Source organism: Pseudomonas sp. MDT2-39-1, assembly GCF_054898085.1.
Map to the genome: position 1 here is coordinate 3,509,010 of NZ_CM142716.1, position 22,680 is coordinate 3,531,689.

The following is a 22,680-nucleotide window of genomic DNA, read 5'->3' on the forward strand; positions in this document are numbered from 1 at the left end:
GTTGATTGGACAGTAGCTCAATCGAGTTCGTCGGTGTGGCTGCTGGCGCCACCGTCGGCGAAGTTCAGGCCATGTTTTCGCAGTTTGTCGTGCAAGGTCTTGCGCGGAATGCCGAGGGCTTCGGCGAGGCTGCGCACGGAGCTGTGAGGGCGCGTCAGTTCGGCAGCGATCAGGCTCTTCTCGAAGTTTTCCACTTGCTCGCTCAGGCCGCCGCTGAACACATCGACCGTCATGCCGGCAGCGCCCTCAGGGGTGTTGTTATCCAGGGCCAGTTCCAGGCCCAGGGCAAAGCGTTCGGCAGCGTTTTGCAGTTCCCGCACGTTGCCCGGCCAGGTGTGGCGCAGCAGCAGGGCGCGCTGCCCCGGTTGCAGTACATGGGGCGGCAAGCCGTGGCGGGCGCTGGCTTCGTCGGCAAAATGCTGGAACAGCATCAGCGCATCTTCGCCGCGCTCACGCAGCGGCGGAATGCGCAGCGGCGCGACGTTCAGGCGGTAATACAAGTCGGCACGGAAGCGCCCCTGATCGGCGGACTGGCGCAGGTCTTCCTTGGTTGCGGCGATGATGCGGATGTCCAGCGGGATCAGCTGATTGCCGCCCAAACGCTCGACGACGCGCTCTTGCAGCAACCGCAGCAGTTTTACCTGCACGTCCAGGCTCATGCTTTCGATTTCATCGAGGAACAAGGTGCCGCCGTTGGCGAATTCGAACTTGCCGATGCGGCGCTTTTGCGCGCCGGTGAACGCCCCCGGCTCGTGACCGAACAACTCGCTTTCCACCACCGACTCGGCCAATGCCCCGGCGTTGATCGCCACGAACGGACCGCTGCGGCGGCTCGACAAATCGTGCAGCGCCCGGGCCACGACTTCTTTGCCGGCACCGGTTTCGCCGAGGATCAGCACGTCGGCCTTGGTCGCCGCCAGCGCGCCAATTTGCTCGCGCAAGCGCAGCATTGGCGCCGATTGGCCGACCAGTCGGGTGCTCAGTTCATTGCGATCGCTCAGGGCCAGACGCAGGCTGCGGTTGTCCAGCACCAAGCGGCGCAAGGCCAAGGCGCGGCGCACGCTGTCGAGCAGCGCGTCACTGGCGAAGGGCTTTTCCAGAAAGTCATAAGCCCCGGCACGCATGGCCTGGACGGCCAGCGGCACATCGCCGTGGCCGGTGATCAGCAGCACCGGCAGATCCGAGTCCTGGGCATGCAGTTCGGTCAGCAGTTCGAGGCCGTCCATGCCTGGCATACGGATATCGCTGACGACCACGCCCGGCCAGTCGCGTTCCAGTTGCCCGGCCAGGCCCTTGGCTTCGGCCAGTGGCAGGATTTTCAGGCCCGCCAGGTCCAGCGTCTGGCTCAAGGCCTGGCGCAGATGGGGATCGTCGTCGATCAGCACGACCTGGATGCGGTTGTCGATGGTCATGCACTTCGGTCCTCGGACGGTTGCAGGCTCACACCCGGTGCGCCTGCGCGCAGCTTCAGGGTAATCAGGGCGCCGCCTTCCTTGTGGTTGGCGAACGACAGTTCACCCCCGAAGGCGCGCATCAGGGTTTCGCAAATCGCCAGCCCCAGGCCAAGCCCCTGGGTGCGGGTCTTGGTGGTGTAGAAGGGCTCGCTGGCGCGACCAAGGGCTTCCATGCAAAAGCCGGGGCCGTTGTCGCGAATGTACAGAGTGACGCCGTCCGCCGTGGATTGGGCACTTAACCAGAGTTTACGCGGCGGGCCTTTTTCGGTCAGCGCGTCGAGGGCGTTGGCCAGCAGGTTGCCGAGCACCTGACGCAGACGGGTTTCCCCCGCCTCTACCCACAACGTGGCAGCCGGTAAATCGCGGATCAACTCGACTTCCATGCTGCGCCGCCGCTTGGCCAGCAACGCCAACGCGTCATCCAGCGCCGGTTGCAGGGCGACGCTTTCCGGCGCATGGCGATCGCGCCGGGCGAAGGCGCGCAGGTGGGCGATGATCGACGCCATGCGCCCGGTCAGCTCGCTGATCAATTTGAGGTTGCCGCGGGCGTCGTCGGTGCGCTGATGATCGAGCAGCACTTCGGCGTTTTCCGCGTAGCTGCGAATGGCGGCGAGCGGTTGATTCAATTCGTGGCTGATGCTCGCGGACATCGTCCCCAGCGCCGATAACTTGCCGGCCTGCACCAGGTCGTCCTGGGCGCGCACCAGTTCCTGCTGGGCGTGTTCGCGCTCCAGCACTTCCTGTTTCAGTCGACGGTTGAGGCCTTCGAGGTCGCTGGTCCGTTCGGCGACCCGGCCTTCCAGCTCGCGCCTGGCCTTGGCCTCGAAGGCGATGCGTTCGAGGTAGTGGCGGCGGCGCTGCATCATCAGGCCGAGCAGCAGCATCAAGACCAGCAACGTCGCGCCGCCAATGGCGACGACGGTGCGCACCGGGCGGTCGATCAGGGTGCGTGGGGCGAGGATGCTGACGTTCCAGCCGGTTTCCGCGATCTGCTGAGTTTGGGTCAGCCAGGCGTTGGGATTGAGCTTCAACGGTTTCGGATCGCGGGTCGGATACGGCTGAATCGCGGTGATCGCTGTGCTTTCGGCTTCGCTCAAGGGGCGGGTCGAACGGAACCGCCACTCAGGTCGCGAAGTGAGGATGACCACGCCGTTATGGTCCGTCAGCAGCAATTGTTCCGGGGTTTTGCCCCAGAGGCTTTCGGTGTGGTCCAGGTCGACCTTGACCACCAGCACGCCGATGATTTTCTCGCCGTTGCGCACGGCGGCGGCGAAGAAATAGCCGCGTTTGGCCGAGGTCGTCCCCAAGCCGAAAAAGCGTCCGAGCCGCCCGGCCATGGCTTCGCTGAAATACGGCCGGAAGGAAAAATTGCGGCCGACAAAACTGTCGTGTTTGTCCCAGTTGGATGCTGCGAGGGTCTTGCCCGTGGTGTCCATCAGGTACATGACTTCGGCGCCGGTCTGGGCGCTGATGTTCTTCAGCAGGCGATTGGCATTGCCCTGGGTGACGCTGTCGTCCGGTGCCCCGAGTACCGCGCGAAGGGCTGGCAGATCGCCGAGGATCTGCGGCAGCACTTCATAACGGTGCAGCGTGCCCAGCAGGTTGGCGACGTAAAGGTCGAGGGTCTGACGGTTCTGCCCGGCCAGCTCGCTGCGGTAATAACGCTCAGCCAGATGCTCCAGCGGCCACAGCAACGGCGCCAGGCACAGCGCAAGCAGTGCGAGGCTGCGCCAGCGGGGTCTGCGGGGGAGGGTCGGAGTCATGAGCATCGGGCGCCTGTGGGTACAGGCGCATTATGCCTAGGCTTGCTCGGCAAGACACTCGCGCAGCGCGGTTTGCCAGTCAGGCTGACTGACGCCCCATTCGCGTTGCAGGCGACTGCAATCCAGGCGCGAGTTCAGTGGCCGAACGGCCGGTGTCGGATAGTCGCTGGAGGGGATCGGCAGCAGGTTTGCGCAAGGCTTGCCCTGTTCCCGCAGCGCTTCGCCGATGGCCTGGGCGAAACCGAACCAGGAGGTTTCGCCCTGAGCGGTCAGGTGATAAATGCCCCAGGCACCGGCCTGTCCCGCTTGCCACCGCTCGATCAGTGCCAGGGTGCTGCTGGCAATCGTGCCGGCCCAGGTTGGCGCGCCAATCTGGTCTGCGACAATGCGCATCTCCGGTTTTTCTTGCAGCAGGCGTTGCATGGTCAGCAGGAAATTACGGCCGTGGGTCGAGTAGACCCAACTGGTGCGCAGGATCAGATGCTGGTCTTGTACCTCGGTAATCGCTTGCTCGCCGGCCAGTTTGCTTTTGCCGTAAACGCCAAGCGGGTTCGGCGCGTCGGCTTCGTTGTACGGCTCGTTCTTGCTGCCGTCGAACACGTAATCGGTGGAGTAGTGAATCAGCGGGATACCCAGCGCCAACGCTTCTCCGGCCAAAACGCCCGGGCCGGTCGCGTTGATGGCAAACGCCAGCTCCGGCTCGCTTTCAGCTTGATCGACCGCTGTGTGAGCCGCCGCGTTGATGATCAGGTCCGGGCGAACTCGTTGCACTTGCTGGCGAATCTGCTGCGGTTGAGCCAGATCGAGTCGATCGCGCCCCAATACCACCAACTCGCCAAGGGAGGCCAAGCGGCGCTGCAATTCACGCGAAACCTGACCGTTCTGACCGCTGATAAGAATTCTCATGGAAACAGATCAGCCTCTTTAAGGCGTTTGCCGTTTTGATCCTTGGCCGACAGCTTGGGCGCTTCATCCAGTTGCCAGTCGATGGCGAGCGTCGGATCGTCCCAGCGAATGCAACGCTCGGCGGACGGCGCGTAATAGTCGGTGGTCTTGTAGAGAAACTCGGCGAAATCGCTTAGCACCACGAACCCATGGGCAAACCCTTCCGGCACCCAGAGTTGGCGGCAGTTTTCTGCGGACAGGCGCACCGCTTCCCACTGACCGAAATTCGGCGAGCTGCGACGGATGTCCACCGCGACGTCGAGCACTTCACCGACGGTCACCCGCACCAGTTTCCCTTGGGTATTTTCCAGCTGATAGTGCAGGCCCCGCAGCACGCCTTTCTGCGAGCGGGAGTGGTTGTCCTGAACGAATTGCGTGTCCAGGCCTGTCGCTTCTTCAAACGCCTTGGCATTGAAGCTTTCGTAGAAAAAACCGCGCTCGTCGCCGAAGACCTTGGGCTCGATGATCAGCACGCCGGGCAGAGCGGTTTCAATCACATTCATTGTTCTTCCCCGGCCAGCTTAAACAGGTACTGACCATAACCGGTCTTGCCGAAATAGCTGGCGCGCTCCAGCAACAGCTCGCGGCTGATCCAGCCATTTTCGTAGGCAATTTCTTCGAGGCAGGCGACTTTCAGGCCTTGGCGATGCTCGATGGTCTGCACGTACTGCGAGGCTTCAAGCAAGCTGTCGTGGGTGCCGGTGTCGAGCCAGGCAAAACCGCGACCGAAGCGCTCGACCTGCAGGTCACCGCGCTTGAGGTAAGCGTTGTTGACGTCGGTGATTTCCAGCTCGCCGCGTGGTGAGGGCTTCACGGCTTTGGCGATGTCGATCACATCGTTGTCGTAGAAATACAGGCCGGTCACGGCATAGCTGGATTTCGGTTTTTTCGGCTTCTCTTCGATCGACAAGGCACGGCCTTCGCTGTCGAAATCGATCACGCCGAAGCGCTCCGGATCCTTGACCCAATAGCCGAACACGGTAGCGCCGGAGGGGCGTTTTGCGGCGTTCTTCAACTGCTCGCCAAAGTGCTGACCATGGAAGATATTGTCGCCAAGGATCAGGCACACCGGGTCATCACCAACAAACTCTTCGCCAATCAGAAAGGCCTGCGCCAAACCGTCTGGCGACGGCTGTTCGGCGTAGCTGAAGGTGACGCCGAACTGGCTGCCGTCACCCAGCAGGTTGCGGTACTGCGGCAGATCCTGAGGCGTGGAGATCAGCAAAATATCTTTGATGCCGGCCAGCATCAGGACCGAAATCGGGTAGTAGATCATCGGTTTGTCGTACACCGGCAACAGCTGTTTGGAGACGCCGAGGGTGATCGGGTGCAGGCGCGTGCCGGAGCCACCGGCCAAAACAATGCCTTTCATCATGCGAGCAGCTCCTTGGTATTGATGGCGCCCAGGCGTTCGCCCTGATAGCTGCCGTCCTGAACACGGCGGCACCACTCAAGGTTGTCCAGGTACCACTGAACGGTTCTGCGCAGGCCGGTTTCGAACGTTTCTTCAGGCACCCAACCCAGTTCGCGCTCGATCTTGCTGGCGTCGATCGCGTAACGCAGGTCGTGGCCCGGACGGTCCTGGACGAAGGTAATGAGGTCAGCGAATTGCGCCACGCCTTCAGGCTTGTTCGGCGCCAGTTCTTCAAGCAGTGCGCAGATGCCACGCACCACGTCGATGTTCTTTTGCTCGTTGTGACCGCCAATGTTGTAGGTCTCGCCGACCACGCCTTCGGTGACCACTTTGAGCAACGCCCGGGCGTGATCTTCGACAAACAGCCAGTCGCGCACTTGCAAGCCATTTCCGTAAACAGGCAGCGGCTTGCTGGCCAAGGCGTTGAGGATCACCAGCGGGATCAATTTTTCGGGGAAGTGGAACGGCCCGTAATTGTTCGAGCAATTGGTCAGCAGCACCGGCAGGCCATAAGTACGCTGCCAGGCGCGGACCAGATGGTCGGACGCCGCTTTGCTCGCGGAATACGGTGAGCTCGGCGCGTAGGGCGTGGTTTCGGTAAACAGATCATCGACGCCGTGCAGGTCGCCATAGACCTCGTCGGTGGAGATGTGATGGAAGCGGAAAGCGCTTTTTTCCGGCTCGGCCAGCGTCTGCCAGTAAGCGCGAGTGGCCTCCAGCAGGCTGTAGGTGCCGACAATATTGGTCTGAATGAAATCCGACGGACCGTCGATGGAACGGTCGACGTGGGATTCCGCCGCCAGGTGCATGATCGCGTGAGGCTGAAAACGTGCCAGTACCGCGCTCACGGCTGCCTGGTCGACGATATCGGCCTGGACGAACTCGTAGCGGGTGTCGGTGGCAATGCTGGTCAGCGACTCGAGATTACCGGCGTAGGTCAGTTTGTCCAGATTGAGCACTTCATGCTCAGTATGCCGAATCAGGTGGCGAATCAGGGCAGAGCCAATGAAACCGGCACCGCCGGTGATGAGAATACGCATGTTGGCCAGCCTTTTTCTGTAAGACGATAAAGCGAATGAGCATAGCTTGTCGGCAGGAGCAGGGCGGTGCAAGAGGGTTGTTGGTCGTATTTGGCTTTTGCCGCGCCGACGGGGGTTGATTATCGGCCGATGCAGTGGCGATATAAGCGCCTAATAAAATTTCAGGGGTCGTTGTATGCCACTTGCCACGTTGATTCACCGCGCCAGTTTGCCCAGCCCGCAAGTGTCTGCGGAGCAAGCACTAGAGCTGCTGGAGGGGCATTACGGGCTGAGTGGAAAATTACACGCTCTGGGCAGCCAGCAGGACCTCAACTTTCGGGTCGACAGCGACCGGGGGCGTTTCGTCCTGAAAATCTGCCGGGGCGACTATTCGGCGCTGGAGCTGCAAGCCCAGCATGCCGGGCTCAAGCAGTTGGGGGAACACTCCGGCGTGCATGTGCCGCGAGTGATTCCCTCCAAGAGTGGTGCAGACCTGCTCACGCTGGAAGTCGGTGGGCAGGCCCTGCATGTGCGCCTGCTCGATTACATCGAAGGCCAGTCGCTGACGCACCTCGATCATCTGCCCGGTTCGGTGGTGGCCGGTTTCGGTCGGCTCTGCGGCGAAATGGACCTGGCGCTGGCCGCATTCGAGCATCCGGGCCTTGAGCGCACACTGCAATGGGACGCCCGCCACGCCAACGCGCTGATTGGCCATTTGCTGCCAGTCATCAAGGATGACGCGCAACGCCGGTCGATCGCCGAGGCGGCCGAACGGGCCGAGCGGCATTTGCAGCCGCTGGTGGATAAATTGCCGGTGCAGGCGATTCACATGGACATCACCGACGACAACGTGGTCTGGCAGCGGGACTCGCAGCGCCAGTGGCAGTTGCAGGGCGTGATCGATTTCGGCGACTTGATCCGCACCTGGCGCATTACCGATCTTTCGGTCACCTGCGCGGCGTTGCTGCATCACGCCGGTGGCGATCCGTTCTATATCTTGCCGGCGGTTCAGGCTTATCACGCCGTCAATCCGCTAACCCACGAAGAGCTGCTGGCGCTGTGGCCGCTGATCGTCGCGCGTGCGGCGGTGCTGGTGCTCAGTGGCGAACAGCAAGTCAGCATTGATCCGGGTAATGAATACAGCCGCGACAACCTGACCCACGAGTGGGAGATCTTCCGCGTTGCTACGTCGCTGCCGCTGGAATTGATGGAAGCGGCGATTTTGACGTGCGTCGGCCAGACACTGCCGAGCATTGGTAGCGAAGGTTTCGCGCCGTTGCTGCCGAGCCTGGTGGGGCGTGAATTTGCCTTGATCGATCTGGGCGTGCTGAGCCCGCATTTTGAAGTCGGTAACTGGGAGCAGGAGGGCGTTGATCAGCGCTTGCTGACTGAAGCAGCGGCGGCTCACGGTCTGGCGGCCAGTCGGTATGGCCAATATCGTTTGTCCCGCACCCGACCGGACCGCGCCGCCGAGCCCGACACGTGCCCGTTGCACGTGGAGTTGCGCGTGCCAAACGGCACGGCGGTCGAATCGCCGTTTGCCGGTGTGGTTCATCAGCCGGCGGTGGGGGTTCTGCAACTGGACGGTCCGCAATTGAGCGTGCGGTTGTGGGGCGTGACGCCGTCGCTGCACACCGGCGCAGCGTTGGTCAAAGGTCAGGTGCTGGGTGCGGTCAGCGGGCCGTTGATTGTGCAGTTGTGCCGAGGCGCTTCGTTCAATGCGCCGTTGTTTTGCACGCCGTCTCGCGCACTGGCCTGGCAAGCGTTGTGCCCATCACCGGCGGCGTTGCTGGGGCTGGCTTGCGATGCTGAAGCAGAACTCGATTCGCAGACATTGCTGGCGCGCCGCGACGCCAGTTTCGCGCGGACCCAGAAGCACTATTACGTCGACCCGCCGCGCATCGAGCGCGGCTGGCGCAATCACCTGATCGACATGCAGGGCCGTTCCTACCTCGACATGCTCAACAACGTCGCGGTGCTTGGCCACGGTCATCCGCGCATGTCGGCGGTGGCCAGCCGTCAGTGGTCGTTGCTCAACACCAACTCGCGTTTCAACTACGCCGCGGTGGCCGAGTTTTCCGAGCGCTTGCTGAAGTTGTCGCCGAAGGGCATGGACCGGGTGTTCCTGGTCAACAGCGGCAGCGAGGCCAATGACTTGGCGATTCGTCTGGCATGGGCTTACAGCGGCGGTCGCGACATGCTCAGCGTGCTGGAGGCCTATCACGGCTGGACGGTGGGCGCGGACGCGGTCTCGACGTCGATTGCCGATAATCCGAAAGCCTTGAGCAGCCGTCCCGATTGGGTGCATCCGGTGACCGCGCCGAATATCTATCGCGGCGAATTCCGTGGGCTCGACAGCGCGCCGGACTACGTGCGCAGCGTCGAACACAACCTGGCGAAAATCGCTGAACAGAAACGCCAGTTGGCCGGTTTCATCTGCGAACCGGTGTACGGCAATGCCGGCGGGATCTCGCTGCCACCGGGTTATCTGAAACAGGTCTATGCGCTGGTTCGCGCGCAGGGCGGCGTGTGTATCGCCGACGAAGTTCAGGTCGGTTACGGGCGCATGGGCAACTTTTTCTGGGGTTTCGAAGAGCAGGGCGTGGTGCCGGACATCATCACCATGGCCAAAGGCATGGGCAACGGCCAGCCGCTGGGCGCGGTGATCACCCGCCGGGAAATCGCCGAAGCGCTGGAGGCCGAGGGTTATTTCTTCTCGTCGGCGGGGGGCAGCCCGGTGAGTTGCCAGATCGGCATGGCGGTGCTGGATGTGATGGAAGAAGAAAAGCTCTGGGAAAACGCCCAGGTCGTGGGTGGCTATTTCAAGGAGCGGCTTGAAGCGCTGATCGATATTCATCCGCTGTTGGGCGCGGTGCATGGTTCCGGCTTCTACCTGGGTGTCGAGCTGATCCGCAACCGGGACACCCTTGAACCGGCGACCGAAGAAACCACGGCGCTGTGTGATCGGTTGCGGGAGTTGGGGATTTTCATGCAGCCGACGGGGGATTATTTGAACGTGCTCAAGATCAAACCGCCGATGGTGACCTCGCGGCGGAGTGTGGATTTCTTTGTCGACATGCTGGCGAAGGTGTTGGATGAAGGGTTGTAAGGCTTGAGATCGCCTTCGCGGGCAAGCCTCGCTCCTACAGAAATTGCGCGATTTAAACGTTGTCGCATCACCTGTAGGAGCGAGGCTTGCCCGCGAAGGCGTCCTCAAGAATGTCGATTGTTATCGGGTTTAATTGCTTAAAAATAGACAGATGGAAGATTAATAGCTTTTAAAGCCGATTTTTATCGGCTATAAAGTCGCCATTGCTCACGGCGTTAATCACTGCGCCCGTGCTTCCCGTTTCTGTCATCGGTCGATTCCACCCTCGACCCACAGCACTTGCCCGGAGATGATTCATGAGTCGTATCGTTACCGTCGCCGCCACCCAGATGGCCTGTTCCTGGGACCTTGAAGCCAACCTCGAGACCGCTGAGAAACTGGTCCGTGAGGCCGCGGCCAAAGGCGCGCAGATCATCCTGATCCAGGAACTGTTCGAGGCACCGTACTTCTGCCAGAAGCCGAACGCGGATTACCTGCAACTGGCCACGACGGTCGAAGACAACGTCGCCATCAAGCACTTCCAGAAAGTCGCCAAGGAACTGCAAGTGGTGCTGCCGATCAGCTTCTATGAGCTGGCCGGCCGCGCGCGTTTCAACAGCATCGCGATCATCGATGCCGACGGCAGCAACCTCGGGATTTATCGTAAAAGCCACATCCCGGACGGCCCTGGCTACCACGAAAAGTATTACTTCAACCCGGGCGACACCGGCTTCAAAGTCTGGAACACCCGCTACGCGAAAATCGGCGTGGGCATCTGCTGGGACCAGTGGTTCCCGGAGTGCGCCCGCAGCATGGCGTTGCTGGGTGCGGAAATCCTGTTCTACCCGACCGCCATCGGCAGCGAGCCGCACGACAAAACCATTTCGTCCCGTAACCACTGGCAACGTGTGCAACAAGGCCATGCCGGCGCCAACCTGATGCCGCTGATTGCCAGCAACCGCATCGGCAACGAAGAACAGGACGGCTACGACATCACGTTCTACGGCTCGTCGTTCATCGCCAACCAGTTCGGCGAGAAGGTCCAGGAACTCGATAAAACCGAAGAAGGTGTGCTGGTGCAGAGCTTCGACCTCGACGAACTGGAGCACATTCGCAGCGCGTGGGGTTCGTTCCGCGATCGTCGCCCGAACCTATACAATGCGATCAAAACCCTCGACGGTTCCCTGGAGTCCTGATCGCATGACCACTTTAAACAGCACCCCGCGCGCCGACGGCTTCTACATGCCCGCCGAGTGGGCGCCACAAACCCAAACCTGGATGATCTGGCCAGAGCGCCCGGACAACTGGCGCCTGGGCGGCAAACCCGCGCAAGCCGCGCACGTGGCCGTGGCAAAAGCCATCGCCCGTTTTGAACCGGTGACCGTGGCGGTCTCCGCCGGCCAATACGAAAACGCCCGTGCCCGTCTCGACGTGCCGAATATTCGGGTGGTCGAGATGTCCAGCGATGACGCCTGGGTTCGCGACACGGGTCCGACGTTCGTCATCAATAACAGCGGCGAAGTCCGTGGTGTGAACTGGGACTTCAATTCGTGGGGCGGTTTCGACGGTGGTCTGTATTCGCCGTGGAATCGCGACTCACAAGTCGGCGGCAAGATCCTCGAGATCGAGCGCAACCAGCGCTACCGCACCGAAGGTTTCGTGCTCGAGGGCGGTTCGATCCACGTCGATGGTGAAGGCACCCTGATCACCACCGAAGAATGCCTGCTCAACCGCAATCGCAACCCACACATGAACCGTGGGGAAATCGAAGCGGTGCTCAGCGCCAACCTGGCGGTGGATAAAATCATCTGGCTGCCGGACGGATTGTTCAACGACGAAACCGACGGCCATGTGGATAACTTCTGCTGCTATGTGCGTCCGGGTGAAGTATTGCTGGCCTGGACCGATGATCCGCAGGACCCGAACTACCCGCGCTGCCAGGCGGCAATGAAGGTGCTGGAAATCAGCACCGATGCCAAGGGTCGCCCATTCACGGTGCACAAGATGCCGATCCCGGGGCCGCTGTATGCGACCGAGGAAGAGTGCGCTGGCGTGGATCCGGTGGACGGTACTCAGGAGCGTAATCCGACCGTTCGTCTGGCCGGCTCCTACGTGAACTTCCTGATCGTCAATGGCGGCATTATCGCGCCGAGTTTCGACGACCCGCTGGACGGTCCGGCGAAAGAGATTTTGCAGGGTCTGTTCCCGCAGCACGAAGTGGTGATGGTGCCGGGCCGCGAACTGTTACTGGGAGGCGGCAACATCCACTGCCTTACCCAACAGCAACCGGCGCCGCACAAGGAGTGAGTGGGGTTGTAACAGCCTGAACCGGTTGAAAAATCACTGAGGCTCAAGTTTATCCCCGCCGTTAATCAAGAAGCCCGCAGCCCCAAAGGACTGCGGGCTTCTTTGTATCCGCTTGTCGACACTTGAGAAACATTGGCACAGCTCTTGTATCTCTCAAGGTGTAAAACAGGGAGGGGGAGGACTGCGATGTTCTGTCATAAACCTTGGATAAGTTAGCCGCTCACGAACCAGGAGAGAGCGCTGAAATGATCGCCGAAGTGAACGTAGTGAGCGAGCGGGCGTTGCATCCCCTGGCAGTCAATAGCGAATCGCTCCAGGTCCTGGCGCACTGGTTGAAGTCCAATGGAACGCGTCAGATCAGAGAACCTGATCCGCGCCGGATGATGATCGAGCGTTACCCCGCTGGTTTGTTCAGCGAGGCGGAACTGGAAGCGTTGTGGGATGTGATGGAAGGATAAGAAGAAAAAACAAAGGATTGATAAAAGCGCTGCCGGGATGGCGGCGCTTTTTTATGGGTGATGGTTTTTGTGTGGAATACGGGCTCATCATCACGATTGAACCCTGTGGGAGCGGGCTTGCTCGCGATATAGGTAGTCCGTTCCTTTCTCTTCCATACTGATATCGCTGGAAGTCAGTTGTCGGCGAGGAAGGAACATGCACCTGTGGGCTACGAATATGCTCGCGCAGCACTCGATGATTACGCCTTCACCTTCGAGTCCACAGGTGCGCTTGCGCCCTCTAACGAATTCTCAGGGAAAGCCCGACACGGCTCTCTATATCGCCTTCGCTGGACGCAAGCATGCATGTCCCTGCATGTACTTTAGCGCCTGTTGAGGTGTTCCATGCAAACGCTCCTGTCTCAGAGTTTCACTGCTTATATCGGAATTGATTGGGCAGACGCCAAGCACGACATCTGTTTGCAGATAGCTGGAGAGGCTCAGCGCAGTTTCGAGGTCATCGACCACAAGCCCGAGTCGATTGATCGCTGGGCCAAGTCGCTGCATCAACGTTACGGTGGCCCTATCGCGATCGCCGTGGAGTTGAACAAAGGCCCACTGATAGCGGCTCTGCAAAAATATGAGTTTTTTTGTATCTTTCCGATCAATCCGAGCACCTTGGCCCGGCACCGTAAAACCTTCGTCCCCAGTGGCGCCAAGGATGATCCAACGGATGCTCAATGGGCGCTTGAGCTGTTGCTGAATCACCCCGAACGGTTTCCTCAACTGGTCCAGCAAAGCTCCGCCATGCGTTCGCTCGCCAGCCTGACCGAACATCGGCGCGGGCTGGTCGATGACCGGGTCAAGCTCAGCAACCGTCTGGTCTGCATGCTCAAACAGTATTATCCGTTGGCTCTTGAGCTGTTTCATGACCATGACACGCTGGTTTTCTGTGATTTTTTGGCGCGCTGGTCGACCTTTGAAGTGCTTAAGCACGCTCGGCCGGCCAGCGTTTTGAAGTTCCTTCACGCGCACAATGTTCGCCATGCTGAGCTCAATCAGCAGCGTTTGGCGTTGATCGCCAAAGCCATGCCGTTGACTGAAGATCCAGGCGTGGTCAGTCCTTCAGCGCTGTATGTGGTGGCCCTGGTCTCGCAACTGAAAGGGGTTGTCACGGCGATCAAAGACTTTGATCGGGAGATCGAAAAAACTGCCAACACCCTGGCCGACTACCGACTCTTCAAGGCCTTGCCCGGCGCGGGACAGCAGCTTGCCCCACGGTTGATGGTCGCCTTTGGTGAGCAGCGTGATCGCTTCAAGGATGCCAGTGCGGTGCAGCGATATGCCGGAATTGCCCCGGTCACCGAACGCAGTGGCAAGAAAAAAGTCGTCCACTGGCGCTATCAATGCGCAACTTTTTTGCGCCAGACCTTTGTTGAGTGGGCTGCCCACAGCATCAATCAATCGGTGTGGGCAGAGGCGTATTATCGCCAGCAAAGGGCCAAAGGCAGCTCTTACCAAGCGGCCCTCAGGGCCTTGGCGTTCAAGTGGATCCGGATCGTTTATCGGTGCTGGAAGACCAGTACCGTGTACGACGAAAAGGTTTATTTACAGGCCTTGCTCCGGCACGGCTCACCGTTGACCAGCGAGCTGGACACAGCAAAACCGCGTTGACGGAAAGGCTCAGGGCGTGAAGGCGGTGGATCATTCAGCATCGATGTCGACTGAACTACCGCTTTCGCGAGCAAGCCCGCTCCCACAGGTGATCGGTGTGGACACATTGTTTGTGCTCCACACCGGTTAAACGGTATTAGAAGCTGTAGGTCCCAGTCACCACCAGGCTGCGCGGTTCGCCGGGTTGAATCTGTGCTGCGCTGGTGGCCGACGAGTAATAGGTCTTGTCGCTGATGTTGTTCAGTGCCGCGCGCAAGTCCCAATCCTTCTGCCGGAACCCGGCCAGTGCATCCCAACGGCCATAACCCGGCAGCACAACGGTGTTGAGGTTATCGGCATAACGCTGGCCCACCAGGGTCAACCCGGTTTCCGCATACCAGCCCATTTCCGGTTTCCAAGTCAGGAACAGGCTGCCGTTGTGCTTGGCTACGTTGCTGATGCGTTTGCCTTCAAAGCCGTTGTTGTCCTTCTCGACCGTCGCGTCCTGTACGCCCACGCCGCCGCGCACGTACCAGTTACCGGCGATTTTGCCGGTGCCGGTCAGCTCGATGCCACGGGAACGTTGCAGGCCCGAGAGCAACGTGATGGTCGGGTTGAGCGGATCGCTGGTGCGGCGGTTGTAGAGTTCCAGTTCGTAGATCGCCAGGGTGGTGCTCAGACGGTCGTCGAGCCAGTCGCTCTTCACGCCGATTTCCTTTTGCTTGGTCAGCTCCGGGCTCAAATCGTTGCTGTTGCCGGCAACGCCCGGCGTGATGCCAATCAAACCGCCACCCACTGGCGAGAACGTCTTGGTCCAGGACGCATAGAAGGAGTGATTCTGCAGCGGCGTCCAGACCAGGCCTACACGCGGGCTGGTGCTGTGGCTGTCACGATCTTCGGAAATGTTGCGCAGCTTGTTGGTCGATTCGATGTCGAAGGTGTCGTAGCGCAAACCGGCCAGCAGTTGCCATTGATCGTTCAGGCGCAATTGATCCTGTACATACACCGCACGGCTTTCGACTTCGGTGTGGTTGTCGCTGGACACCTGCATGCGCCCGGTATGGCGCAAATCGCGATTCGGGTTGTACAAGTCCAGCGCCGGCACTGGTGAGCTGCCCGGTCCGGAAGTGGCCGCGTTGTACAAGGTCGGATCGCGGCGCTGGCTGCCAGTCTCGATGCCGGTCAGCAGGCGATGCTCCAGGCCGAAGGTATTGAAACCCCCTTCCAGTTCGACGTTGTTATAGACATTGCGGGTGGTCAGATCCTGCTGCCAGTGCTGACGCGTGACCTTGGTGGCCGGGGTGTAACCGGTCAGGTAAGTGTTGTCGAAATCGCTGTCGAGCTTGAACACGCCCAGGGTGTGGCGCAGCTGCCAGTTGTCGCTGAGTTCATAGCTGAGTTTGGAGCGCAGGGATTGCGACTTGTCGTCGATGAAATCGTGCTCGCTGCCGTAGGTCGTATCGCGTCCTACGTCTGCCGGGCGCCCGTTGACCCTAGGGATGCCGCGATCCGGTGTACGGTTGTAGCGGCTGTATTCGTACTGCACCAGCCAGTTCAGGTCCGGCGTCAGTTGCCAGCTCATCGACGGCGCGAACAGTTGGCGGTTGCCGCTGACGCCATCGCGGAAGCTGTTCTGATCCATGTTGCCCATGTTCAAGCGCAGGCTGATGTTCTCCGACGGATCGGTGCTGAGGTCGGCATAAAGGCTGCGCAAATCATCGCTGCCGCCTTGGGCTTCGACGGTCGAACGACGGCCGAACTCGGGCAGTTTGCTGACCCGGTTGACGATCCCGCCCTGGCTGCCACGGCCGTATAACACGGCGGCCGGGCCCTTGAGGACTTCGATACGCTCGATGTTGTGCAAGTCGCGCACGTATTGGCTGTCGTCACGAATGCCATCGAGATAGAAGTCGTTGCTGGCGTCGAAACCCCGGATGCGCAGGCTGTCGAAACGGGTGTCGGCGCCGCTGCTGACGTTGGGGATGCCGCTCAATGCAGTGCCCAGATCATTGGTGCCGTAATCCACGACGTTCGCGGTTTTAATCGAATCGATGGCTTGAGGCACGTAGCGTACCGGTGTTGCGGTGCGGGTCGCGGTGCTGGTTTCCTTCACACGCGGGTCTTCGGCTTCAGCTTCGGCACTGATCGAGGTTTCGGGTAAAACGGTGGTCGCGGCGCAGGTGAAACCGGCAGACAGGAAGGCAGAAAGCCCAAGGGTTACGGGCGTAAGGCGGAAGGGGGCAGGCATCTGAAGCGCATCCGAAAGGGTGGAAGAATTCGAGGGCGCGAATGGTAATGCTTGTTATTTGCTTTAGTTAATTATTCTTGAAAAGTTCCGTTGTTTGATTGTTTCGAGTTGTGTCGAAATTTCTACAGAATCTCGGTGAGATCATTCGCCCGATTCCTGAAACAGTCTGAAAGCTATTTCAGCGTTTTTCCGCAACGGTCCGAGGATTAGTCTGCCGGCACTGAGTTTTCCTGATGGTTGCCGGAGTCTCCTATGACCCTTCACTACATTTACGACCCTTTATGCGGCTGGTGCTACGGCGCCAAACCGCTGGTACAAGCCGCCCAAGGCGTGCTGGCGGTAATCGCCCACGGTGGCGGGATGATGAGCGGCGCCAGCCGCCAAACCGTTTCCCCAAAACTGCGCAACTACGTGATGCCCCACGACCGACGTATCGCCGAGTACACCGGCCAGCCATTTGGCGAAGCGTATTTCGAAGGTCTGTTACGCGATGAGACTGCCGTGTTCGATTCCACGCCGCCGATTGCTGCGGTGTTGGCAGCCGAACAGATTGCGGGCCGTGGACTTGAGTTGCTGGGGCGTTTGCAGACGGCTCATTACGTGGAAGGTAGGCGCATCGCCGATGAAGCGGTGTTGTTGGAGCTTGCCAACGATATCGGCCTCGAATCTCAAGCCTTCCAGATGGCATTCAAAGAAGCCGAAACCGATCGCCATATAAAAGAGAGCCGCGCACTCTTGGCCAAGGTCGGCGGACAGGGTTTTCCGACCTTCGCCCTTGAACAGGATGGCCAATTCACCCTGGTCGATATCGGACCCTGGCTCGGCAAGCCTCAAGCGTTCGCGCAATGGTTATGCCAATCGCTTCCCGCACAAACCTCGTCAGCCCCCGTACAAGCTTGTGGCATCGACGGCTGTGCCCCTTGAATTCATCCGGAGTCACCATGGACAATCTGAGCCTGATCAAAAGCACCTACGAAGGCGCCAACGCCCAGGAAAACGCACGCAACACCGCTGCGGCCCTGGCCGCTGATGCCCGCTGGACCGAGGCGGCAGGCTTTCCTTACGCCGGCACCTACGTCGGTTTCGATGCCATCGTCGAGAACGTGTTCAAGCGTCTGGCCACTGAATGGGACGATTTTCAGTTGAAGATCGAGGACTACGTAGCACAGGGCGACAAGGTGTTTGCGTACGGCAATTACAGCGGAATCTACAAGGCAACCGGCCTTCCGATGAACGCTCGCGTTGCGCATTTGTGGACCCTGGCCGATGGCAAAGTCACGCACTTCGAACAGTTCGTCGACAGCCATACGGTACAACTGGCGATCGCTGGCAAGTAATTGCTTAGACGATTGTCAGCTTTTCATAGACGATTCATGAAATTGACACGTCGTTAAGGGCGCGGCTAGCATTCGCCCAACGCCTGTGGCTAACCGCCATGACTCACAAAATAATAAAAAGGCCCGCCACGATTTTCTCGTGGGCGGGCCTTTTTGTTTTGGGGTGAAAAAAGAGTGCGATAGCGCCATTTCAGCCGTTCGACACAGCGCGTATCAACCGGTAATAAGGAAAAGAACAAAATGTTGAATAAGCGAATCAGCCTGATCGCTCTGGGGATGTTGAGCGCTACACAGGCCATGGCTAACGACCAGGCCGAATCCAAGGGATTTGTTGAAGACAGCAGCCTCAAAGTGCTGATGCGCAACGCCTACATCAATCGTGATTACAAAGATGGCAACCCGGACAAAGCCGAGTGGGGCCAAGCGGCCATCGGTACGTTCTCGTCCGGCTTTACCCAAGGCACCGTCGGTGTCGGGGTGGATGCTTTCGGTCTATATGCATTGCGTCTGGATGGCGGCAAGGGTCGCACCGGCGCTCAAGGCATCGACTTCTTTAAAAAGGGCGACAGCGGCAACGCGGCTGACGACCTGTCCAAGGGCGGCGCAGCGGTCAAATTCCGTCTCTCCAGCACCACGCTGACCTACGGTGACCAGATGCCGGCCCTGCCGGTTCTGAGCTACGACAACGGGCGCCTGCTGCCAGAAAGCTACACCGGCACCTTGATCACCTCCAAGGAGATCAAAGGCCTGGAGCTGAACGCCGGTCGCTTCACCGCCGAATCGCGCAAAAGCGCTGAAGGCCGTGACAGTGGTGGCCTGAAGTCGATCAACGTGTTGGGTGGTAGCTACCAGTTCACCGAACAATTCAAGGCTGCGGTCTACGCATCCGACGTCGAAGACGTGCTGAAGAAGCAATACGTGAACGCCAACTACGTGTTCCCGATCGACAAGGATCAGTCCCTGACCCTGGACTTCAACGGCTATCGCACCAAGCTGGATGATTCCTACGTCCGCGAAAACGGTCTCACCGGCGACGACAACAAGATCTGGAGCCTGGCAGCGACCTTCGCCACCGGCCCGCACTCGTTCACCCTCGCTCACCAGCGCAGCACCGGCGACAGCAACCTGGGCTACGCCTACGGCGGTTACCAGAAAGATCAAGGTCGTGTCGGCGACGGTGGCAATACCATCTACCTGGCAAACTCCTACTGGTCCGACTTTAACGCCGAAGACGAACGCAGCTGGCAGTTGGGCTACGGCCTGGACTTCAGCACCTTCGGTATTCCAGGGTTGAGCTACAACTTCGCCTACGTGCGCGGTGACAACATCACCACGTCCACCAGCGAAGGCGGCACCGAGCGCGAAATCTTCAACCAGTTCAAGTACGTCGTGCAAAGCGGTCCGGCCAAAGACCTGAGCGTGAAACTGCGCAGCTCGATCCTGCGTGTCTCGCAGAAATCCAGCGAGTACAACGTCAGCGGTAACGAAGTGCGAGTGTTTGTGGATTATCCGATCAACATCTTCTGATGATCGATTGAGTGTTCAACACTCGATAAAAACCCCGACTGGTTCGGGGTTTTTTTTCGCCTGACAATCATTGAAAAAAGCATGAAACGGCCATTTTCGATCATAAAAAGTCGAATTAAAGCAACGTCATGCTTCGTTTCAAGCAGCGCTTGATATGCCTCAAATTCTTTCTCATGGACGTAAATCCTGCGCTCTCTAGATTAGGCTGCTAAATGTACGGAGATTTCTGAAAATGATCGTTTTGAACAGAGAAGTGGGCGAATCGCTACGGCGTAACAAATACGCCAACGTCCAAGGTGCTGACTTCAATCTCTACGGTCATTTCGCCGATTTTGTTCGACTGACTAAAAGCTGGGAAAGCATGGAGCCGGACAGTTACTACGGTCAGGCCGAGGCGGGCATGCGGTACCGTCGCTACAGCGATTTTGAGTACAACCCGGTCACCCGCGACCTGAAGCAGCTGGCGCATCGCGCCTATGTTCAGTCCAAGGCCAACAACAGTTATGTGGGCGGGGTTGTGCGGCACTTCCAGGACTTTTCCGATGAGGTCATCAATTCGCCAGTGATGCGCAGCCTGATCGACATCGATTTTGAAGTGTATAAAAACGTGCTGCCGACCGAATTGCACGAGGAAATCTGGCAATGCCAGATTCATCAGATCCGCATCGAGATCAAGCCCGGCAAACAACTGGAAATCACCCCGGAAGGTATTCACTGCGACGGTTATCCGTTCAGTGGGGTGCACTTCTGGGGCCGCAATAACGTTGAGGGGGCGGAGAGCCGTTTGTACGAAGCTCAAAATCAAGAGCAAGTGGCATCGACGACCTACGAGGAAATCCTCGACACCACCTACTTTCTCGATCGCGACATGCGTCACTACGTGACACCGGCACGCAATACCCATTCTCACGCCATGGCGTACCGGCAGATTCTGGCGATCTCTTTCTCGCGGCCCGGGACCGCTTTCGACATTGTTCGCTGAACAGTACAACACCGTGGCCAGCCTCGCCGAGTGCCCTGCACCGGTGATGCTGCGGCGCACCACGGCCAAGGATGCACAGCGCCTGGAACGCTTCTTTCGGCAATTCGAAGAAGTGTCTTTCTGTGAATGGCAGGACGCCAAATGCCTGCGCAGTGTGCTGGTGCAGAAGACCACCACCGCGTTTATCGCACTGGATGCCAGCGGCGAAATCGTCGGCGCGGTGTTGGGCGGAATGCTCGGCAGTCGCGGCACGATCAACCATTTGGCAGTGAGCCCGTTGTATCGCAGCCAGGGTGTCGGTCAACGACTGGTTGAATCCGCGTCGGCCGATATGAAACGCGTGGGCGTGCTGCGGATGTTCCTGTTTGTCGACGATGCTAACCTTGCCGGCCAACGCTTTTGGAGTGCCCAGGGTTTTTGCGAACCGCGCGGCGAAAGAACATTTGAGAGGGACCTATGAATGAGACCTCCAGCAGCCAGCCGCTGATGGTCGAACCGCACGCGTCGCGCACCTTCGCCGAGGCCAGTCCGGTAGTTGCGGGTTACTTCACGGTGTCGTTTGTGTTCGGTTTGATGGCGGTGAACGCCGGGTTGCCCGTGTGGCTGCCGGTCGCCATGTGCCTGTTCGTCTATGCCGGCGCTTCACAGTTTGCCGCCCTGGCGCTGATTTCCAGCGGCGCTTCGCTGACCACCATCATCCTCACCACGTTTCTGATCAATGCGCGGCACATGCTGATGTCGGTCTATATGGCCAAAGCGTTGCAGGCGATGGGGCTCAGTCGGTTTGAGCGTTGGTGTTACGCGGGCGGGCTGACCGATGAGTCGTTCGCCTTTCACAGCGTCAAGTTGGGCAAGGGCTCGCCCGTCAACGTGCGTTACCTGATCGGTTTCAATCTGTATTGCCACACCTCGTGGGTGCTCGGCGGTTTGCTGGGGGCGATTTGTGCGCAGTACGCGGCGCACTTGATCAAGTATCAGCTCGACTACGCGCTGACCGCGATGATGCTCTACGTGCTGGTGTCGCTGTGCAACACACGTAACAAGCTCATCGCCGCACTGGCCGCCGTCGCCTGCATGGGCGCGCTGAGCCTGGTCGGCAGCTCGCCTTTCAACGTATTTATCGCCACATTCGTGGGCTGCGGGGTGGGCGTATGCCTGACCAAACGTTCCTGATTCTGGTCGTCGCGCTGATGATGGCCGTGACCTTCCTGCCGCGCGCGTTGCCGCTGCAAGTGAACACTGACCATTGGCCGCCCTTCGTCGCCCGGGCGCTGGAATACCTGCCGGTGGCGATCGTCGCTGCAATCAGCCTTACGCCGTTGTTGATCAAGGATCAGCACGTGCAGCTCGATCGCCCGGAATTTTACGCCGCGATTCCGACGTTGTTATGTGCGTATTTCAGCAAAAACCTCTTTCTCTCCGTTGCGGTGGGAACGGCTGCGTACATTGCGCTCGGCTCGTTCATGTAGCGGGAGGTCGACCACATCGTGCAAGGCCTGACCCGACAACTCCGGATTGTTGATCGCCAACCGCACTTCGAGGGCATCCTCGAAACCGGGGAAAATGGTCAAGCCGTTACGCTGGGCGGCATCCCGCGAGACCATGCCGAGGCCGTCCATTTGCGTGATCAACGACAACGTCAGGGTTTCGCTGCACGAATACACCATCCGCTTGCCCGACTCGTAGTTGCCCAGACCGGCGTCGAGAAAGCGCAGGAAGCTGTGGGAATACGGACAATCGTCCGCCGGACGCACCTGAAACTTGTTGCCGAGCAACACCAGCGGATCATGTTCCTGACCGCAATGCGCACCGACCACCTGTACCTGGACCTCCGGCAGGATGATGCTGGGCAACCCCGGCTTCTGCGGGCCGATCAGCACCGCCAGGTCGAAGTCTTCATTCTTCAGCTTGCTGAGATTTTCCATCGACTCGGCGTAGCTGAACTCCAGCTGATAGTCGGGAAACACCTCAATCAGGCGTCCGATCATTCGCCGGTTGAAGTCAGCCGACAGCGTCGTGTTCAGCGCCACCTTGAGCGTGCGCTGCCCAGGCACCTTCAGCGCGGCCACTTTTTCTTCCAGTTGCCGCGTGGCGACCAACACCTTGTCCATGTAAGGCGTGAGTTCCGTGCCTTGCGGGGTCAGGGTCAACCCCTTGTTGGAGCGACGAAACAACCGAAAACCGAACTGCTCTTCGACCTTGTTCAACTGCGCGGCCAACGCCTGCACCGTTAAACAGGAATGCTCTGCCGCCGCCGACAAAGAGCCGGTCTGCACAATGCGCATCAGGTTGCGTAAGGTTCTGCTATCCATTGGGTAATGCCCTCTAAAGTGGGCTGGCTATTGTTGAGTACCTGGCCGGTTGGGCGATACGTGCTGGCTATAATCCTGCACATGAACACGCTTGTCCCGAGTTTAGTAGCGAAATGATGCTGCGTCCGATGGCTGGAGGCTTACATAGAGTCGAGGTTTTTGGGGAGGAATGGGTGATCAGGGTCAAAAAAATG

At 59.4% G+C, this 22,680-nt stretch carries 20 protein-coding genes; 12 read left to right on the forward strand and 8 right to left on the reverse strand.

The genetic code is table 11. The features are described 5' to 3' along the window. Nucleotides 1–17: 17 nt before the first annotated feature. From ACYZTM_RS16690 to rfbB, 6 genes are read right to left on the reverse strand one after another with little or no spacing between them, the layout of a single operon-like run. Nucleotides 18–1,412, reverse strand: a complete 1,395-nt coding sequence (locus tag ACYZTM_RS16690; RefSeq protein ID WP_131063293.1) for a sigma-54-dependent transcriptional regulator — start codon at nucleotides 1,410–1,412, stop codon at nucleotides 18–20. Beyond that, the gene (locus ACYZTM_RS16695; protein ID WP_131063294.1) at nucleotides 1,409–3,217 is read right to left on the reverse strand and encodes a sensor histidine kinase; all 1,809 of its coding nucleotides are present in this window, start codon (nucleotides 3,215–3,217) and stop codon (nucleotides 1,409–1,411) included. The genes ACYZTM_RS16690 and ACYZTM_RS16695 overlap by 4 nt, the downstream gene beginning before the upstream one ends. A gap of 36 nt (nucleotides 3,218–3,253) precedes the next feature. Beyond that, the gene (gene rfbD / locus ACYZTM_RS16700) at nucleotides 3,254–4,123 is read right to left on the reverse strand and encodes a dTDP-4-dehydrorhamnose reductase (RefSeq protein ID WP_461983542.1); all 870 of its coding nucleotides are present in this window, start codon (nucleotides 4,121–4,123) and stop codon (nucleotides 3,254–3,256) included. Continuing rightward, the gene (rfbC, locus tag ACYZTM_RS16705; protein WP_461983544.1) at nucleotides 4,120–4,665 is read right to left on the reverse strand and encodes a dTDP-4-dehydrorhamnose 3,5-epimerase; all 546 of its coding nucleotides are present in this window, start codon (nucleotides 4,663–4,665) and stop codon (nucleotides 4,120–4,122) included. The genes rfbD and rfbC overlap by 4 nt, the downstream gene beginning before the upstream one ends. Then, a complete protein-coding gene (rfbA, locus tag ACYZTM_RS16710; protein ID WP_461983546.1) occupies nucleotides 4,662–5,537 on the reverse strand; it encodes a glucose-1-phosphate thymidylyltransferase RfbA in 876 nt (291 codons plus the stop codon). The genes rfbC and rfbA overlap by 4 nt, the downstream gene beginning before the upstream one ends. Then, a complete protein-coding gene (gene rfbB, locus ACYZTM_RS16715; RefSeq protein WP_461983548.1) occupies nucleotides 5,534–6,616 on the reverse strand; it encodes a dTDP-glucose 4,6-dehydratase in 1,083 nt (360 codons plus the stop codon). Before rfbB ends, rfbA begins: the two co-directional genes overlap by 4 nt. A gap of 175 nt (nucleotides 6,617–6,791) precedes the next feature. Here rfbB and ACYZTM_RS16720 point away from each other — a divergent pair, with 175 nt between their 5' ends. The 5 genes from ACYZTM_RS16720 (at nucleotide 6,792) to ACYZTM_RS16740 (ending at nucleotide 14,101) form a co-directional block, all read left to right on the forward strand. Then, complete coding sequence (locus ACYZTM_RS16720; protein ID WP_461983550.1) at nucleotides 6,792–9,704, forward strand: aminotransferase; 2,913 nt, start codon at nucleotides 6,792–6,794, stop codon at nucleotides 9,702–9,704. Between the two features lie 296 nt (nucleotides 9,705–10,000). Then, complete coding sequence (gene aguB / locus ACYZTM_RS16725) at nucleotides 10,001–10,879, forward strand: N-carbamoylputrescine amidase (protein WP_461983552.1); 879 nt, start codon at nucleotides 10,001–10,003, stop codon at nucleotides 10,877–10,879. Between the two features lie 4 nt (nucleotides 10,880–10,883). After that, a complete protein-coding gene (aguA, locus tag ACYZTM_RS16730; RefSeq protein ID WP_461983554.1) occupies nucleotides 10,884–11,990 on the forward strand; it encodes an agmatine deiminase in 1,107 nt (368 codons plus the stop codon). A gap of 245 nt (nucleotides 11,991–12,235) precedes the next feature. Further along, nucleotides 12,236–12,448 (forward strand): hypothetical protein, encoded by a 213-nt coding sequence (locus ACYZTM_RS16735; RefSeq protein ID WP_131061311.1) that lies wholly within the window; start codon nucleotides 12,236–12,238, stop codon nucleotides 12,446–12,448. A gap of 384 nt (nucleotides 12,449–12,832) precedes the next feature. Then, the gene (locus ACYZTM_RS16740; RefSeq protein WP_461983557.1) at nucleotides 12,833–14,101 is read left to right on the forward strand and encodes an IS110 family RNA-guided transposase; all 1,269 of its coding nucleotides are present in this window, start codon (nucleotides 12,833–12,835) and stop codon (nucleotides 14,099–14,101) included. A 136-nt stretch (nucleotides 14,102–14,237) separates the two neighbouring features. Here the strand turns inward: ACYZTM_RS16740 and ACYZTM_RS16745 are convergent, their stop codons facing one another. Beyond that, the gene (locus tag ACYZTM_RS16745) at nucleotides 14,238–16,328 is read right to left on the reverse strand and encodes a TonB-dependent receptor (RefSeq protein ID WP_461983559.1); all 2,091 of its coding nucleotides are present in this window, start codon (nucleotides 16,326–16,328) and stop codon (nucleotides 14,238–14,240) included. 252 nt (nucleotides 16,329–16,580) lie between these two features. Between ACYZTM_RS16745 and ACYZTM_RS16750 the strand changes: the two genes are divergently transcribed. The 7 genes from ACYZTM_RS16750 to ACYZTM_RS16780 all read left to right on the forward strand — a co-directional run bounded on the left by ACYZTM_RS16750 (nucleotide 16,581) and on the right by ACYZTM_RS16780 (nucleotide 21,643). Beyond that, nucleotides 16,581–17,252, forward strand: coding sequence for a DsbA family protein (locus ACYZTM_RS16750; protein ID WP_461983561.1), 672 nt, complete (start codon nucleotides 16,581–16,583; stop codon nucleotides 17,250–17,252). A gap of 17 nt (nucleotides 17,253–17,269) precedes the next feature. Next, the gene (locus ACYZTM_RS16755; RefSeq protein ID WP_131061307.1) at nucleotides 17,270–17,665 is read left to right on the forward strand and encodes a nuclear transport factor 2 family protein; all 396 of its coding nucleotides are present in this window, start codon (nucleotides 17,270–17,272) and stop codon (nucleotides 17,663–17,665) included. A 240-nt stretch (nucleotides 17,666–17,905) separates the two neighbouring features. Beyond that, entirely contained in the window at nucleotides 17,906–19,192 is a 1,287-nt protein-coding gene (locus tag ACYZTM_RS16760; RefSeq protein ID WP_131061306.1) for an OprD family porin, read from the forward strand. 232 nt (nucleotides 19,193–19,424) lie between these two features. Further along, on the forward strand, nucleotides 19,425–20,174 hold the full coding sequence (locus tag ACYZTM_RS16765; protein WP_461983564.1) for a 2OG-Fe dioxygenase family protein: 750 nt from the start codon (nucleotides 19,425–19,427) through the stop codon (nucleotides 20,172–20,174). A 46-nt stretch (nucleotides 20,175–20,220) separates the two neighbouring features. Beyond that, nucleotides 20,221–20,634, forward strand: coding sequence for a GNAT family N-acetyltransferase (locus ACYZTM_RS16770; RefSeq protein WP_461989147.1), 414 nt, complete (start codon nucleotides 20,221–20,223; stop codon nucleotides 20,632–20,634). Beyond that, nucleotides 20,631–21,347 carry an AzlC family ABC transporter permease gene (locus ACYZTM_RS16775; protein ID WP_131061304.1) on the forward strand — a complete coding sequence of 239 codons (717 nt, stop codon included), beginning with the start codon at nucleotides 20,631–20,633 and terminating at the stop codon, nucleotides 21,345–21,347. Before ACYZTM_RS16770 ends, ACYZTM_RS16775 begins: the two co-directional genes overlap by 4 nt. After that, the gene (locus ACYZTM_RS16780) at nucleotides 21,326–21,643 is read left to right on the forward strand and encodes an AzlD domain-containing protein (protein ID WP_094469616.1); all 318 of its coding nucleotides are present in this window, start codon (nucleotides 21,326–21,328) and stop codon (nucleotides 21,641–21,643) included. The genes ACYZTM_RS16775 and ACYZTM_RS16780 overlap by 22 nt, the downstream gene beginning before the upstream one ends. Here the strand turns inward: ACYZTM_RS16780 and ACYZTM_RS16785 are convergent. Continuing rightward, the gene (locus ACYZTM_RS16785; protein ID WP_109627420.1) at nucleotides 21,560–22,486 is read right to left on the reverse strand and encodes a LysR family transcriptional regulator; all 927 of its coding nucleotides are present in this window, start codon (nucleotides 22,484–22,486) and stop codon (nucleotides 21,560–21,562) included. The genes ACYZTM_RS16780 and ACYZTM_RS16785 overlap by 84 nt on opposite strands. Nucleotides 22,487–22,680 lie beyond the last annotated feature (194 nt).

Coding starts and splice junctions, on each gene's coding strand:
- ACYZTM_RS16690 (WP_131063293.1), bottom strand. CDS start 1,412: ATGACCATCGACAACCGCATCCAGGTCGTGCTGATCGACGACGATCCC.
- ACYZTM_RS16695 (WP_131063294.1), bottom strand. CDS start 3,217: ATGACTCCGACCCTCCCCCGCAGACCCCGCTGGCGCAGCCTCGCACTG.
- rfbD (WP_461983542.1), bottom strand. CDS start 4,123: ATGAGAATTCTTATCAGCGGTCAGAACGGTCAGGTTTCGCGTGAATTG.
- rfbC (WP_461983544.1), bottom strand. CDS start 4,665: ATGAATGTGATTGAAACCGCTCTGCCCGGCGTGCTGATCATCGAGCCC.
- rfbA (WP_461983546.1), bottom strand. CDS start 5,537: ATGATGAAAGGCATTGTTTTGGCCGGTGGCTCCGGCACGCGCCTGCAC.
- rfbB (WP_461983548.1), bottom strand. CDS start 6,616: ATGCGTATTCTCATCACCGGCGGTGCCGGTTTCATTGGCTCTGCCCTG.
- ACYZTM_RS16720 (WP_461983550.1), top strand. CDS start 6,792: ATGCCACTTGCCACGTTGATTCACCGCGCCAGTTTGCCCAGCCCGCAA.
- aguB (WP_461983552.1), top strand. CDS start 10,001: ATGAGTCGTATCGTTACCGTCGCCGCCACCCAGATGGCCTGTTCCTGG.
- aguA (WP_461983554.1), top strand. CDS start 10,884: ATGACCACTTTAAACAGCACCCCGCGCGCCGACGGCTTCTACATGCCC.
- ACYZTM_RS16735 (WP_131061311.1), top strand. CDS start 12,236: ATGATCGCCGAAGTGAACGTAGTGAGCGAGCGGGCGTTGCATCCCCTG.
- ACYZTM_RS16740 (WP_461983557.1), top strand. CDS start 12,833: ATGCAAACGCTCCTGTCTCAGAGTTTCACTGCTTATATCGGAATTGAT.
- ACYZTM_RS16745 (WP_461983559.1), bottom strand. CDS start 16,328: ATGCCTGCCCCCTTCCGCCTTACGCCCGTAACCCTTGGGCTTTCTGCC.
- ACYZTM_RS16750 (WP_461983561.1), top strand. CDS start 16,581: ATGACCCTTCACTACATTTACGACCCTTTATGCGGCTGGTGCTACGGC.
- ACYZTM_RS16755 (WP_131061307.1), top strand. CDS start 17,270: ATGGACAATCTGAGCCTGATCAAAAGCACCTACGAAGGCGCCAACGCC.
- ACYZTM_RS16760 (WP_131061306.1), top strand. CDS start 17,906: ATGTTGAATAAGCGAATCAGCCTGATCGCTCTGGGGATGTTGAGCGCT.
- ACYZTM_RS16765 (WP_461983564.1), top strand. CDS start 19,425: ATGATCGTTTTGAACAGAGAAGTGGGCGAATCGCTACGGCGTAACAAA.
- ACYZTM_RS16770 (WP_461989147.1), top strand. CDS start 20,221: ATGCTGCGGCGCACCACGGCCAAGGATGCACAGCGCCTGGAACGCTTC.
- ACYZTM_RS16775 (WP_131061304.1), top strand. CDS start 20,631: ATGAATGAGACCTCCAGCAGCCAGCCGCTGATGGTCGAACCGCACGCG.
- ACYZTM_RS16780 (WP_094469616.1), top strand. CDS start 21,326: ATGCCTGACCAAACGTTCCTGATTCTGGTCGTCGCGCTGATGATGGCC.
- ACYZTM_RS16785 (WP_109627420.1), bottom strand. CDS start 22,486: ATGGATAGCAGAACCTTACGCAACCTGATGCGCATTGTGCAGACCGGC.